The sequence below is a fragment of the Bacillus sp. AK128 genome, from assembly GCF_053903075.1.
In genome coordinates, this window is sequence record NZ_CP096379.1 from 1,090,588 (window position 1) to 1,104,521 (window position 13,934).

At 38.6% G+C, this 13,934-nt stretch carries 15 protein-coding genes; all 15 read left to right on the top strand.

What is annotated here, in order from left to right:
• Nucleotides 1-9 precede the first annotated feature (9 nt).
• The 15 genes from M1D60_RS05125 (at nucleotide 10) to minD (ending at nucleotide 13,791) form a co-directional block, all read left to right on the top strand.
• Nucleotides 10-1,056, top strand: coding sequence for a type IV pilus twitching motility protein PilT (locus M1D60_RS05125; protein WP_456278107.1), 1,047 nt, complete (start codon nucleotides 10-12; stop codon nucleotides 1,054-1,056).
• Nucleotides 1,049-2,257 (top strand): type II secretion system F family protein, encoded by a 1,209-nt coding sequence (locus M1D60_RS05130; RefSeq protein WP_456278108.1) that lies wholly within the window; start codon nucleotides 1,049-1,051, stop codon nucleotides 2,255-2,257. Before M1D60_RS05125 ends, M1D60_RS05130 begins: the two co-directional genes overlap by 8 nt.
• Before the next feature lie 123 nt (nucleotides 2,258-2,380).
• The gene (locus M1D60_RS05135; RefSeq protein ID WP_456278109.1) at nucleotides 2,381-2,818 is read left to right on the top strand and encodes a prepilin-type N-terminal cleavage/methylation domain-containing protein; all 438 of its coding nucleotides are present in this window, start codon (nucleotides 2,381-2,383) and stop codon (nucleotides 2,816-2,818) included.
• A gap of 65 nt (nucleotides 2,819-2,883) precedes the next feature.
• The gene (locus M1D60_RS05140; protein WP_456278110.1) at nucleotides 2,884-3,651 is read left to right on the top strand and encodes a prepilin peptidase; all 768 of its coding nucleotides are present in this window, start codon (nucleotides 2,884-2,886) and stop codon (nucleotides 3,649-3,651) included.
• 123 nt (nucleotides 3,652-3,774) lie between these two features.
• Complete coding sequence (pilM, locus tag M1D60_RS05145) at nucleotides 3,775-4,746, top strand: type IV pilus biogenesis protein PilM (protein ID WP_456278111.1); 972 nt, start codon at nucleotides 3,775-3,777, stop codon at nucleotides 4,744-4,746.
• Between the two features lie 5 nt (nucleotides 4,747-4,751).
• The gene (locus M1D60_RS05150; protein ID WP_456278112.1) at nucleotides 4,752-5,366 is read left to right on the top strand and encodes a hypothetical protein; all 615 of its coding nucleotides are present in this window, start codon (nucleotides 4,752-4,754) and stop codon (nucleotides 5,364-5,366) included.
• Nucleotides 5,363-6,343: a LysM peptidoglycan-binding domain-containing protein gene (locus M1D60_RS05155; protein WP_456278113.1), complete on the top strand. Its 981-nt coding sequence runs from the start codon at nucleotides 5,363-5,365 to the stop codon at nucleotides 6,341-6,343. Before M1D60_RS05150 ends, M1D60_RS05155 begins: the two co-directional genes overlap by 4 nt.
• Nucleotides 6,344-6,468: 125 nt before the next feature.
• The gene (locus M1D60_RS05160; RefSeq protein WP_456278114.1) at nucleotides 6,469-7,602 is read left to right on the top strand and encodes a hypothetical protein; all 1,134 of its coding nucleotides are present in this window, start codon (nucleotides 6,469-6,471) and stop codon (nucleotides 7,600-7,602) included.
• Between the two features lie 206 nt (nucleotides 7,603-7,808).
• Nucleotides 7,809-8,375 carry a Maf family protein gene (locus M1D60_RS05165; protein ID WP_456278115.1) on the top strand — a complete coding sequence of 189 codons (567 nt, stop codon included), beginning with the start codon at nucleotides 7,809-7,811 and terminating at the stop codon, nucleotides 8,373-8,375.
• Nucleotides 8,376-8,412: 37 nt separating this feature from the next.
• A complete protein-coding gene (gene radC, locus M1D60_RS05170) occupies nucleotides 8,413-9,084 on the top strand; it encodes a RadC family protein (protein ID WP_456279354.1) in 672 nt (223 codons plus the stop codon).
• A 159-nt stretch (nucleotides 9,085-9,243) separates the two neighbouring features.
• Nucleotides 9,244-10,269, top strand: coding sequence for a rod shape-determining protein (locus tag M1D60_RS05175; RefSeq protein ID WP_456278116.1), 1,026 nt, complete (start codon nucleotides 9,244-9,246; stop codon nucleotides 10,267-10,269).
• A gap of 431 nt (nucleotides 10,270-10,700) precedes the next feature.
• Nucleotides 10,701-11,579, top strand: coding sequence for a rod shape-determining protein MreC (mreC, locus tag M1D60_RS05180; RefSeq protein ID WP_456278117.1), 879 nt, complete (start codon nucleotides 10,701-10,703; stop codon nucleotides 11,577-11,579).
• Nucleotides 11,576-12,094, top strand: a complete 519-nt coding sequence (gene mreD / locus M1D60_RS05185; protein WP_456278118.1) for a rod shape-determining protein MreD — start codon at nucleotides 11,576-11,578, stop codon at nucleotides 12,092-12,094. The genes mreC and mreD overlap by 4 nt, the downstream gene beginning before the upstream one ends.
• 220 nt (nucleotides 12,095-12,314) lie before the next feature.
• Entirely contained in the window at nucleotides 12,315-12,995 is a 681-nt protein-coding gene (minC, locus tag M1D60_RS05190; RefSeq protein ID WP_456278119.1) for a septum site-determining protein MinC, read from the top strand.
• A gap of 1 nt (nucleotide 12,996) precedes the next feature.
• Entirely contained in the window at nucleotides 12,997-13,791 is a 795-nt protein-coding gene (gene minD / locus M1D60_RS05195) for a septum site-determining protein MinD (protein WP_456278120.1), read from the top strand.
• The last annotated feature ends 143 nt before the right edge of the window (nucleotides 13,792-13,934 follow it).

Consider the following 13,934-nt stretch of genomic DNA (forward strand, 5'->3'; position numbering starts at 1 on the left):
GTGACGATAGTGAAGGATCGAATTGAACATATATTGCGAGCAGCATTTGAACTAAGGGCCTCTGATATTCATTTAACAGTGGGAATCCAGCCGATAATGAGGATTAATGGGGAATTAAAGAAGTACGGAAAAGAAGTACTAAGACCAGAGGATACCGAACAAATGGCGAAGGAAATGATTCCAGATGCAACCTGGGAACAGTTCCTAGAAAAAGGAGAATTGGATTTCTCCTATGGAATTGCGGGGATTTCTAGATTTCGTGTCAATGCCTATTTCCAACGTTCATGTGTGGCAATGGCCGTTAGAATTGTACCAACCACTGTGCCTACTTTAGATGAACTAGGACTACCAGAGTCATTAAAAAAAATCGCCTTAAAGCCACAAGGGCTTGTATTAGTAACAGGTCCAACTGGAAGCGGAAAATCAACTACGCTTGCAGCGATGATTCATTATTTAAATCAAACCGTACGAAAACATATTATTACCCTTGAGGACCCGATTGAATACTTGCATAAGCATGGCAACTGCATTATCGACCAACGTGAAATTGGTTTTGATACGAAAAACTTTGCAAATGGCTTAAGAGCTTCATTAAGACAAGATCCTGACGTCATTTTAGTTGGGGAGATGCGTGATTTAGAAACGATTCATACTGCGATCACAGCGGCTGAAACAGGGCATTTAGTACTTGGAACGCTTCATACATCTAGTGCACCATCGACCATCGATCGAATTATTGACGTGTTCCCAGCCAATCAGCAGCCACAAATTCGAATTCAATTGGCTTCGGTATTAGTATCTATCGTTTCACAACGTCTTTTCCCGAAAAAGGATGGATCTGGACGAGTCGGGGCAACCGAAATTCTAATAAATAATTCAGCGGTCGCAAACTTAATTAGAAATGAAAAAATCCATCAAATTAAGAGTGTGATGCAAACAAGTCGTGCCGCAGGAATGCACACCCTTGAAATGAATTTGAAGGAGTATTTACAAGCGGGCTTGATTACGAAAGAAGTAGCAGAACATTACATGCAGGAGTTTGATATCCATGCCTAGATATAAATACCAAGGTCGATCAGCCTCTGGTAAAGTCAATGGAATTGTTTCAAGTCCTTCGAAGCGTGAGGCGATGTTAAAGCTACGTGAACAAGGATTACGAATTTTTGAAATTCAAGAAATAAAAGAAACCTTACTAACAAAAGAAATTACCTTTGGAAACCCTGTTAAGCTTGAGCATTTTGTCATTTATTTACGTCAGTTTGCAACGCTGCTAAAAGCAGGGATTTCTGTCGTAGATTCAACGAGAATCTTAAGTCAGCAAACGGCTAGTAAAGCCTTAAAGCGAGTACTCCTAAACGTGGAGGAAGACTTACAAGCTGGTCTAGCCCTATCACAAGCAACAGGTAAATATAAAAAAATCTTTTCACCGATGTTTATCAACATGGTGCGAGCTGGGGAGGCAAGTGGTACCCTAGATGAGACATTAGAAAGACTAGCAGACCATTTTGAAAAACAGCATTATACGAAACAAAAAATTGTTTCTGCACTTGCTTATCCAATTGTTGTCGCTGTCATTGCCATTGCCGTCGTTATATTCTTACTTGTACAAGTAGTTCCGACTTTTGTCAGTATGTTTGAAGGCTTTAATGCGGAACTGCCACTGATTACTCAGTTTGTTTTAGGTGCAAGTGAATTCATGCAAAGCTATTGGTGGTTAGTAGTGTTCGGTCTCATTTTAATCTATGTGCTGTTTCTAGTATTAAGACAAGATAAGTCTACTAAATATTATCTAGACTATATCCAACTAAAGATTCCAGTATTCGGTCCGATGTTTCAAAAGGCCGCAATAGCGAGAATGACAAGAACATTAAGCTCGTTATTTTCAAGCTCCGTACCGATTCTTCAGGCATTATCAATAGTCGAAAATGTCGTAGAAAATGAAGTACTTGCAAAAGTAATCAATGAATCAAAGGATTCATTAGAACGTGGGGTTTCTCTAACAGAGCCAATGAAAAAGCATTGGGCTTTTCCGCCACTCGTCACGCAAATGATTGCAATTGGTGAAGAAACAGGATCACTAGATTCGATGCTAGGAAAAGTAGCCGACTTCTATGAAAAAGAAGTAGAGAGCACCACAGATCGACTGAAGTCATTAATAGAACCGATTATGATTGTTCTACTTTCTGGTATCGTTGGCACGATCGTAACAGCAATCATAGTTCCAATGTTCGACATCTTTAACAAAATTAACTATTAATACACAAAATTAATGATTATTCCACAAAAAATGAGTTTTTTCTACAAATCATATGCTGTATAATAGGAACATAGACCTACGAATCTATTAAAAAATCTATTTATTTAAAGGGGAGAATCATTCATGTTACGTAACATACGTAAAATGTGGAAAAACCAAAAAGGTTTAACACTAATTGAATTACTTGCTGTTGTTGTTATTTTGGGGATTATTGCTGCTATTGCGGTTCCGGCTATTGGGAATATTATTGAAAATACGCGAAAAGATGCAGTTGTTGCTGAAGCAATTCAAATTATTAATGGTTCAAAAATTGCTTATGCCTCAACAAATGAAAAACAATTTATAGTTAGAGAGGCAAAAGAAGCTGGAGGGGGTAATTCTGCAGTTACTGAACTAAACCAACTATCTGATTATGTTGATAATGTTGAAGATAAAGAGTTTGTTGTTAACGTTGATGATGATGGTAACTTTTCTATAACTAATCATGATGTTGCGGTTGCTCTAGGTAAGGATGCGGGTGCTGTAGTAACAGAAGCAGAATTGATTGAGGCGGCAAAATAATTTTATGATATATTTGAAAGCCCCCATCCCAGGGGGCTTTCCCATAAACAAAACAGGAGGCAACCATGACACTATTCCTCTACACCTACATCTTCATCATCGGACTTGTACTTGGCTCCTTTTACAACGTAGTTGGCCTAAGAGTGCCACTCAACCAATCCATCGTAAAACCAAGATCAGCCTGTCCCAATTGCCAACAAACTTTAACCCCTCTACAATTAATCCCCGTTTTATCCTTTCTGATTCAACGAGGTAAATGTCGTTCATGTGGTTTACGGATTTCTCCACTATACCCTGTTATGGAGCTTGCGACAGGGCTTTTATTTGTTTTGGCACCTATCCTTTTAGGTTGGCAGCTCGAGCTTTTTGTGGCTTGGACATTTCTATCCCTATTAATCATCGTGTTTGTGTCCGATATTAAATATATGATCATCCCAGATAAGGTACTACTTGTTTTTGCTGTCCTTCTCTTGATTCAACGCTTAGCTCTTTCTCCTTTACAGCCATGGTGGGATTCCCTACTAGGTGCCGCTGTTGGCATTCTACTACTCATGACAATCATCCTTGCTAGTAAAGGTGGGATGGGTGGAGGAGATATGAAGTTGTTTGGAGTGATAGGGATTGTGCTTGGATGGAAGTTAGTCTTACTTGCTTTCTTTATGTCTACCCTAATTGGTACGCTCATCGCATCGATTGGACTAGCAATCGGTAAAGTGAAGCGGAAACAACCGTTTCCATTTGGTCCTTCGATTGTAATCGGTACGATTATTACTTATTTTTATGGTGAATTTTTAATAGAGTGGTATTTATATTTAATAGGCTTTACTTTTTAATGATGCTTTTAGGTAATCTAGCTCCAGCGCCAAGTCCCTCGAAGGAACATTTGCTGGTCGGGGTTTAACGGGGCGCTTACGCCTTTTGTTCGTAAATGGATTTTAATTTAGGAGGTTATACAAATGGTCTTTTCGTTACTACCTGGAGGAAATAAGCCTGTTAATTTGATTTTGAAAGACCATGTGATTCGGTTTATTGAGCTCAAATCTACCTCGCCCGTCTCGGTTTTAAAGCAAGGCGAACGTTTTTTACCGGAGGGGTTAATCAAGGAAGGACGCATTATCGATCAAGTGACTCTACTCATGATCCTTGAAGAATGTATCCAGGATTGGGGTTTAAAGAAACGAAAGATTCGTTTTGTTGTACCTGATTCATTTGTTGTGATTCGTAAAATTGAGGTACCGGTTGATGTCATGGATGAGGAAATCCACGGTTATTTGCAATTCGAGCTTGGCACAAGTATTCACCTTCCATTTGAAAATGCCATTATCGATTTTGAAGTGATTGGAGTTGGGACCGAAAAGAAAACGGTGCTTTTATTTGCCTCTCCTGAAGACGTCATTCTTGAATATTTATCTGTTTTTCAGGAATTAAAGCTTAAGCCCATTGCGGCTGATATTTCACCGCTTGCCTTATACAGATTGTATGTTTCGATGGATCAAGTTGAGGAGAATGAACGAATCCTACTAGCTCAATTTGACCATAAATCTGTTAACTTTAGTATTTTAGAAGATTATAAACCGATTTTCATGAGACATCTTGTCATTGAAAATCCTTCTAGCTTATGGAGAAATGAAGTCGGTACGTTTACCTATTTAGGAAATCAAGAGGAGTTAATCCTCCAATTTAATGATACGTATAAGGAAATCGAACGGATCCTAAGTTTTTACCGCTTTTCACTGAATCAAGGTAAAGAACAAATTACGAAGATCGTTGTAACCGGAGACCATCCATATCTAGATAAAATCCTATCAGATTTACAAGAACGATATGAGATACCGGTCATTTCCTTGGCCCTATCGAATCTTTCAACTGAACCAAAGCTATCGAATGGGTTCCAATTACCCATTGGGTTAGCCTTAAAAGAGGTGTAACACCCATGCTAATTGATATTAATTTACTACCTAAAAAAGAAGTCAGAAACATCGCCAGCTTGGTGTTATTTGTAGTACCTCTTGTCGTAGCGATATTATTGATTACCATTTTCCTTTTTCAACAAATGGGTGCGAAGGAAGAGATCGAGTCTTTAAAGGATTCAATAAGTCAACAGCAGCAACTACGTATAACATACGAAGAAAAGTTAAAAAGCTACGAAGGTTCAGAATCTGTCAATCAATTACAGGAAACGATTTCTTGGATGGATGCCTCTTCTGTTAAATCGGTTCCCATTATTGAACACCTAACTGCGTTACTTCCTAAACGAGGGTATATCCTAAGCTACAATTATAGTGAAGAGGGAAGTTTACAGATTACCATTCAATTTGATACCTCACGGGAATCAGCTTATTATTTAAAGCTACTTAAGAATTCTACCAACTTTGAAGAGGTCAAAATTCTAAGCTTGTTAACAAATCCTTATGAGGATATAATCGAGCAAATTTCAGTTGAGGAATCAGTACCAAATGAAAAATATGTACCACGTTATATAGCTGTGTATGATCTTACGTTGAATGTCCCAACTTTACTTGAACAACAAAAGGAGGGAGAACAATGATCCTCCAATTTTCATCAAAGCAAATTAAAATTTTAATTTTTTCACTAGTAGTAATTGTCCTATCCTATACGGGGATTTACCTGCTTTTTTCTTCAAAATGGGATAGTGAAACAACCTTACTAAACTCATCTCTAAAGGTTGAGGAGCAGCAAACTTCTATACTAGAAGAGAAGTTAAATGCAAGTCAAGAACAGACACTCGAGAGTACGAACACACTTCAACAGAAAATACCAGTGGATCCATTGGTAGAACAGCTTATTCTTGACTTAGAAAAAGCTGAAACGGTCTCTAATAGTTTTATTTCTAGTATGAGTTTTACAGATGGTAGTTTCACTCAATCTAGTTCGCTTGAACAGTACCAACAATTCTTGGCTAAAGATCAAGCACGTTCGGGAACTTCTGATGCTTTAACAGAGGAAGGTGAAGAAACTGAGAACAGTGAACAGACTGAAGTGGTAGAAGAAACTGAAGAACAGTTAACACCATTAGGCTTGGAACAAGTAGAAGTTTCGTTAAATGTAGAGTCACCGAACTTTTTTGACATGAAAACCTTTTTAAATTCGATCGAATCTTTAACACGAATTGTAAGAGTGGATTCTCTATCATTTGCGGGTCTACCAGAACTGACGTCACTAGATCAAACTATTTCGACTTTAAAGTATACAGTTGTCATCTCTACTTACTATTTCCCTGGATTGGATGATTTGAAAGCTGATTTACCTACTATAGATGTGCCGGAACCAAGTAACAAGCTTAACCCTTTTGGTTCAATTACTGAGGATGAAGAAGTTGTAAGTACAACCACCTCCAATGATGAGAATGTAATTGAGCATACGGTTCAAACTGGTGAAAACTTATCGATCATTTCACTGAAGTACTATCAAGATGTAAACAAAGACGGATTAATCAAAGAGTATAATAATCTTTCTAGTGATTTAATTGTAGTTGGACAAATACTAGAAATCCCGTTAGACTAATCTGCAAATATTGACGAAAACCTTTCATAACAAGACGACAAATGTCTTGTTATTTTTTTTTGCTCCTATGTTACAGTTGGAAAAAGTATACTCCCGATTTTCCGACACATTTGGAGGTGTAGCACATGGACAGGCCTAAGGTTCTGATTAAAATTAATGGTAGAGAGCGGTCGTTCTATGAAACGACAACGGACAAACAGGAGAAGGAATCTAGTAATAAGCCAGAAGGTAACGTGGTGGAGAAGAAAGAAGATCATAGAGATCAGTCTGAAGATATCGAGACTCTAGTAGATGCGCAGAAATTAGTAGAAGAGGAAGTTGCTGCAGGAAATGAAGAAAGGGAATTTGACTGGATCTTACCTGAGCGACATCCAGAAAGAGAATCAAGAGAAGAGTTTCCATACGATAAGCTCGTTAAAATCGATCCTAAACGTAAAAAGTCTAATCCAATGATTGGTTCCTTTACGTTCCCGAGTAAGGCAAAAAAGAGTAAAAACCAGCACTTCCCGTTCAAAACTTTGTTTCTAGCTATTATATCTGCGTTAGTGATAGGTACTTCTTTTGGGATGGTGGTTCTTCATCTCTTTTCAGAGGATCTGGCTCAGCCAGCTTTTGATGCAAATCAGCCAGTTGATTCTGAGGGGACTAATGGAGCAACAGACCCTGAGGCAGAGCCAAGCAATGGGGAGCAGGTTGGATCAGCCACACCAATTGCACTTCCTGCCTTAGAGGTATTTGTTGTGCAAGGGGGGATGTTTTCGTCCGCAGAAGCTGCTGCTCCGATTGTTGATGGACTAAAAGGAGAAGGATTTGCCGGAACTTTAATTCATCAAGACGGTAAAAATTTTTTATTTATGGGGATTGGCATTTCTGATTTAGCAAGTAAAGCGATGGCGACAACCTATGAAACGGCTGGTAAGGAAACGTATGTGAAATCATTTTCAATACCTGCTGTCAATACTGAGGGAGACCCTGCTATGGTGACGGCAGAAAAGTTATTCAATCAGCTAGTACTATATAGCTCGAATAAGCATACAAGCATGCCGGAAAGTGTAGCCTGGAATGATATTAAAACTACATACGAAGAACTAGTTGCTCAAAACTCTGAAACAGAATTTGTAAAGGCTGTCCAGAATGCGTATACTTCCGTTGAAGCATACCAAGGTTCATCTTCTAATCAAGATTTCTGGGCTTCCCAGCAAGCACTTTTAACGAGCCTTCAATCCTATCAAAATTGGATTTTAGAACAAAATAACTAATGGAATTTGTCGAAAGAAGACATAAAATATAAAGGAGAAACGTATCGTATAACGTTTCTCCTTTTTTATGATTAAAATAACGATTGCTTGAAAATACTAAAATGTGGTAAAAATACGCAGTTATTATAAATTGTAAGAATTGGGAAGGAATGGTACGATATGGTTGTATCTTCCTTCATAACTTAAAAGTAAAGTAAGGTGATGACATGCAACACCTCATTTTAGCCTCTTCATCTCCAAGAAGAAAAGAACTGCTTACAACCCTCGGACTTTCATTTGATGTTCTTTCAAGCTCCATTGAAGAAATTGTCGATCCATCGGCAACACCTGAGGAAACGGTTCTCTCATTAGCTCAGGAAAAGGCGATGGACGTAGCAAAACAGTATCCGTCCGCTTATGTAATCGGCGCTGATACGATTGTAGTAAAAGATTTAAAAATTTTAGGTAAGCCCAAAAATAAAGAGGACGCAATAGATACGCTTCGAATGCTATCAGGATCTACTCATTCGGTATTAACAGGAGTAGCAATTGTGTATAATGGGAATCCGACCTCCTTCTTTGTGAAAACAGAAGTAACCTTTTGGCCTCTTAGTCAGGAAGAAATTGACCGCTATATCGAAAGTGGTGAGCCATTTGATAAGGCAGGCTCATATGGGATTCAGGGGTTAGGTTCTTTGTTTGTAAAGGAAATACAAGGGGATTATTTTTCTGTTGTCGGCTTACCCATTTCCACTTTAAAAAGAGAATTAGTAAAATTGGGTATTACCTTTTAAAGGGGGAATATGGTATTTGAATGAACGCTCTTCGTTAATGATTAGAGATTTTCCACAAAATGAAAGACCACGCGAGAGATTAGTTAATGATGGGGCAACAAGCCTTTCAAATCAAGAGCTGTTAGCGATTTTACTGAGAACTGGTTCAAAGCAGGAATCAGTTATTCAGCTTGCGAATAAGCTTCTAAGTCAATTTGAAGGATTACGCCTCTTAAAGGATGCAACGATTGAAGAACTCAGTAGTATTAAAGGAATCGGTGAGACAAAGGCGATTCAAATTATGGCTGCTCTAGAGTTAGGTAGAAGAATGGGCAGGCTTCAATATGATGATCGTTATGTGATTCGTTCACCAGAAGATGGTGCGAATTATATGATGGAAGAAATGCGGTTCCTTTCACAGGAACATTTTGTTTGCCTATACCTAAATACGAAGAATCAAGTATTGCATCGCAAAACCATCTTTATCGGTAGCTTAAATGCATCAATTGTTCATCCTAGAGAAGTCTTTAAAGAGGCCTTTAAACGTTCTGCTGCTTCAGTAATCTGCTTACACAATCACCCAAGCGGAGATCCTGCACCTAGTAAAGAAGATATTGAAGTCACAAAGCGTCTCTCGGAATGTGGTAGAATTATTGGAATAGAACTTCTAGATCATTTAATTATTGGTGACCAAAAGTTTGTTAGCTTAAAAGAAAAAGGATATGTGTAAACACTATGCTTTTGAGATTACTTCCTTTATAATACTATCTATGAGTTTTTTCATGAAACAGATAGTATGATAAATAGGAAGCAAACATACCTATAGTTATAGAAGAGCATGTCAGGTGCCATCATCACACACTTAATGGTTAGAAAGGAAGATACATACATGCTTGGTACTCGAGATCTTGGAATCGACTTAGGAACGGCAAATACCCTTGTATATGTTAAGGGAAGAGGGGTAGTTGTAAGAGAGCCCTCCGTTGTAGCTGTTCAAACAAATACAAAACAAATCGTTGCAGTTGGAAATGACGCTAAAAATATGATCGGTCGTACGCCTGGAAATGTAATTGCGACTCGTCCAATGAAGGATGGGGTTATTGCTGATTACGAAACAACGACGACGATGATTAAATATTATATTAGACAAGCCTTGAAAAATAAGAGCTTTTTCTCTGGAAAGCCGTATGTAATGGTTTGTGTACCATCTGGGATTACTGAAGTTGAGGAACGTGCAGTTGTGGAATCCGCCAAACAGGCCGGTGCTAGAGATGCTTTTACAATTGAAGAACCGTTTGCTGCTGCCATTGGTGCGAATCTTCCAGTATGGGAGCCAACCGGAAGTATGGTTGTCGATATTGGTGGAGGAACAACAGAGGTTGCCATCATTTCACTTGGCGGAATCGTAACGAGTCAATCGATTCGAATTGCCGGTGATGAAATGGATGAAGCAATTATGCAGTACATTAAAAAGAATTATAACCTCATGATTGGTGAACGTACCGCTGAAATGCTAAAGGTTGAAGCCGGTTCAGCTGGAATTCCAGAAGGTATTGAGGATATGGACATTCGTGGACGTGACTTATTAACTGGGTTACCAAAAACGATTGCGATTACAGCAACAGAGGTTGCAGAAGCACTGAAGGATACCGTTACAGCTATTGTTGAAGCAGTTAAAGTGACATTAGAGAAAACACCACCTGAGCTTGCAGCCGACATCATGGATCGCGGAATTGTCCTAACCGGTGGCGGAGCATTACTCCGAAACTTAGACCGTGTCATTAGTGAAGAAACAAGCATGCCAGTACTAGTAGCCGAAAACCCACTAGACTGCGTCGCAATCGGAACAGGTAAATCCCTAGACAATATCGACCTATTCAAAAACAAAGCAAAATTCAGCAATCGAAGGTATTAACAGGGTGACCTAAGAACTTTCTTAGGTCTTTCTTGGTGAAAAAAGACTTTTTTTGCGTGCTAATTTAACTGAAGTTTATATAGTGACTTAGCTATTACATACGTATCTTTCAAAAGAAATGGTTGTTGTTTTTTAAGTATTAAAAAGCACAAACAATTGTTATACAGGTTGATTGGAACGGAAGGATGCGAGACTCCTGCGGGAGCAGCGTGTCAGATGAGACCCCACAGGCGCATGCCGAGGAGGCTCATCGCACGCCCCGCGGAAAGCGAGTATCCTGGAGAGGAAATCAACCACCTGGGTTATAAGTAAAAAACATAATAAGATTTTTTAATTTTTCCACTTGAAAGATTTTCCCATGTCTAAGACAATTAAAAATGAATGCTATAGATTTACCGAATAGATTTTGTTGATAAAGAGGGTGTAAGGTCATGCCACAATTTTTTCTAAATAAACGTCTTATTATTCTGCTTGTCAGTATTATTGTTCTCGTGGCATTGATTGGCTTTTCTATGAATGACCGTGAAAAATTAACGTTACCTGAGCAATTTTTAAGAGACTCCATGGGATGGGTGGTTGGATTGTTTCATTACCCTGCAAATGAAATGAAGGGCTTCTTTCAAAATGTAAAGGAACTTAGAAACACCTATCAAGAAAATGAAGAACTCAAAGCAAAGTTAGAGGAATATGTAGAGCTTTCAGTTAAAGTAGATACATTAGAATCAGAAAATAAAGAGCTAAGAGACTTACTAGGTAAAACAGAAAGTATACGTGAGTACACTCCTATACAAGCAACCGTTATTGGCCGTGATCCAGACCGCTGGCATGAAATATTAACTTTGAATCAAGGGAGTAATGACGGTGTTGAAATTAACATGGCTGTTATTACATCCGAGGGGTTAATCGGTAAAGTGCAATATGTATCTCCTTTTACTTCTACCGTTCAGCTGTTAAGTGCACCTGCTAGAACAAACCGAATTTCTGCAATTATTCAGGGCAAAGAGAAGACGCTTGGGATCATTGAAGGGTATGATGACGTTCGAGAGGCATTATTATTTAGAAGAATTCCATATGATGCTGATATCCAAGAGGGTGACATGGTTATCTCATCTGGTCTAGGTGGAGTGTTTCCGCAAGAGTTGATTATTGGATCGGTGTTAGAAGTCTTCCCTGCTGAAGATGGCTTAACTAAAACCGCTTATGTGGAGCCGGCCGCGAATTTATATGACATCAACCATGTGATTATCGTCGACCGTTCTATGGTGAGTGAGCAGGATGTGGTCGAGGAGGAAGAGGTGGAGGAGAATTGAGAAAATGGCTTCTCCCAACCTTAGCTCTCCTATGTTTTATTTTTGAGAGCGTGTTTGTTCAGGTTCTTCCTTCTGAGTTGTTTAATATGGAAAGAATAATGATTCCCCGATTTGTAATGGTCATCATCGTATTAATTACGATGCTTACCTCTGTTTCAAAAGGGATGATTTACGGGTTTGTTCTCGGTCTTTTATATGATTTAATGTATACGGATTTGATGGGGGTCTATATGTTTGCCTATACTTTCTTGGCATATGGTGTTGCCATGATCATGAAGGTTCTACATATTAATATTCTAACCGTCATCCTGATTAGCTTACTGAGTATAGGGATTTTAGATTTTTTCGTATATGGGATTATGATATTATTAAAGATTACGATGATGCCAGTTGAGGAATTTTTAATGGTACGATTACTTCCTACTCTTGTGCTAAATTTAGCCTTTGTTATTTTATTATTTGTACCATTACGAAAACAATTTTTCAAAATTATTGATACAAATAAGGACGAGTAAGGTAAAATAAAACTTGGCGGGTAGCCAAGTTTTATTTTATCGGTTTCATTTCACATAATACTGAAATCGTTAACTTGGCATACTGAAAATCAAAAACTAAGGCTAAAAAAGCTAAACTTTATCATAAGTATACATGCAGCTTTTTCGAAGATTTTTATAAAGGAAAGAGGAAAAACGGTCGGCCTGTCGAAATTTATATTGTATGAGGTGAGCGTAAGTGATGGGGACTAAGCAACAATATGTAACAATCAAAGGGACAAAGGATGGCTTAACGTTACATCTCGATGATCGCTGTTCGTTTCAAGAGCTACTATCAGAAATTGAGGACAAGCTGTCTGCTAATCAACAAACACAACCAGACAGACCACATATAGTCGTTCATGTAAAGGTCGGAACTCGCTACATATCAAAAGATCAAGAGGAAATGTTAAGTACGTTAATTGGGAAAAAGAAAAACCTAGTGATAGGTTCTATAGATAGTGAAGTCATCACTATGGCTGAAGCTCTAGAATGGAAAAAGCAATCTGAGGTTAGTACCGTATGTAAAATGATTCGGTCTGGTCAAATCTTAGAGGTTCCAGGTGATTTAATACTAATAGGTGACGTGAATCCAGGTGGCACGGTTATTGCTGGAGGCAATATATTTATTATGGGTGCCTTACGTGGACAAGCTCATGCAGGTAATACTGGTAATAATGAGGCAGTTGTCGCTGCTTCGATTATGAAGCCGACTTTACTTAAGATTGCAAATGTGATTAATAGAGCACCAGATCGTTTTCAAGAGGAGCGAAACGAAATGGAATGTGCCTATATAAATAAAGATGAGCAAATAATCATTGATCGTTTACAGGTTTTATCACATCTTAGACCGAATTTGACGAAACTAGAAAGGGGAATGTAACGTGGGAGAAGCTATAGTTATTACATCTGGTAAGGGTGGCGTTGGCAAGACCACAACTTCAGCAAATATCGGCACCGCGTTGGCTTTATCAGGGAAACGTGTTTGCTTAGTCGATACTGATATCGGACTTCGTAATTTAGATGTTGTGATGGGACTTGAAAACAGAATTATATATGATTTAGTCGATGTGGTGAACGGACGCTGTAAGGTTCATCAAGCTTTAATTAAGGACAAGCGTTTTGAATGTCTGTACCTACTTCCGGCAGCTCAAACAGTAGACAAATCAGCGGTACAACCTGAGCAAATGAAAAAGCTTATACTAGAGCTGAAACAGGACTATGATTATATTATTATCGATTGTCCGGCTGGAATTGAACAGGGTTATAAGAATGCGGTCGCTGGCGCTGATCAGGCAATTGTTGTTACAACTCCTGAGGTATCATCGGTTCGTGATGCAGACCGTATCATTGGGTTACTTGAGAAGGAAGAGGTTCAACCTCCGAAGCTAATCGTCAATCGTATTAGAAATCATATGGTGAAGAATGGTGAAATGCTTGATGTGGATGAAATCGTATCGGTACTAGCGATTGACTTACTAGGCATAGTTGCTGATGATGATAGTGTCATTAAGGCATCAAATAGTGGTGAGCCGATTGCGCTTGATCCTACAAGTAAAGCATCACTAGCCTACCGTAATATTGCTCGTCGAATTTTAGGTGAATCTGTACCTCTTCAGCTTTTAGAAGAAGACAAGGGCGTACTATCTAAAATGAAAAAGTTTTTTGGAATTAGATAAGTTAATGAACCAGGCTGTAGGGATTAAATCCTTGCAGCCTTTTGTTTTTGGTAAAATTGGAGATTAATAATCTAGAAACATCGTATTCAGGTTATCCAAGATAGAGATCTCGAACCTATTTGCACGAAAATCTGACTTTATGC